This is a genomic window from Variovorax sp. P4_D9, from assembly GCF_056401695.1.
In genome coordinates this window covers 1-974 of record NZ_JBFUIU010001576.1, presented here as the reverse complement: position 1 = coordinate 974, position 974 = coordinate 1, and the positions used below count along the sequence as shown (strand labels likewise).

The 974-nt window shown below is 62.5% G+C and carries 1 protein-coding gene; it reads right to left on the bottom strand.

From position 1 onward, the window contains the following. Window positions 1-166: 166 nt before the first annotated feature. Window positions 167-974: aldehyde dehydrogenase family protein (locus tag AC1DY5_RS57010; protein ID WP_478122937.1), on the bottom strand; the 808-nt coding region annotated here is incomplete at its 5' end.

Here is a 974-nt window from a genome sequence, read left to right as displayed (position 1 = left end):
CTTCTCGAGGGTGTTCTTGAGCACGTTGAGCGCCGAGGCTTCGCCGCCTGAGGTCCACCAATGGAGGACCTCGACGCTTTCCTTCTGGGCGAATGCCGGCATTGCCGTGGCTGCAAAGATAGCAATGCTGATGAGCTGCTTTTTCATGGAAGTCTCCTTTGTGTGGTTAACGGGACAGGTACCAGTCGGTGCGTTCACCGAGATGCATGTGCAGGGTCTTGGTTTCGGTGTAATCCTCGGTCGCAAAGCGGCCGAGTTCGCGGCCGATTCCGCTCTCGCGGTAGCCGCCGAAGGGCAGCTCGGCGTGGCCTTCAAGGAAGGTGTTGACCCAGACCGTGCCGGCCTTGATGCGGCGCGCCGCACTGAGGCAGGTGCTGAAGTCCTGGCTCCAGACGGCAGCCGACAGGCCATAGAGCGTGCTGTTGGCCAACTCGACGGCTTCGTCCAGGTTCTTGAAGCTCAGGACCGCCAGCACCGGGCCGAAGACTTCCTCTTTGGCGATGGCCATGTCGCGGGTGACGCCGGTCACGACAGTCGGTTCCACGTACATGCCAGTCATGCCCATCCGTGCGCCACCGAGGGCAATGGTGGCGCCGCCGTGGCGAGCGCCCTCGACGTGCGACAGGATCGTCTCGAGCTGCTTGTCCGTCGTGATCGCGCCGACCTGCATACCGGGTGTCAGCGGGTCGCCCACTTTGACGCGCTTGGAGCGCTCGACCACCGCAGCCGTGAAACGCTCGGCAATCGCTTCGTGCACGAGGATGCGGCTTCCACTGTTGCAGCACTGGCCGGCGTTGAAGCAGATGCCGAACACGGCCGCGTCAACGGCTGCGTGCCAATCGCAGTCGGGAAAGATGATCTGCGGGTTCTTGCCGCCCAGCTCCATCGAGACCTTCTTTAAGGTCTGTGCGGATTTTGCAACGGCCTGCTTGCCGATGGCAGTGGACCCGGTGAAAGACAGCATGTCGACATCC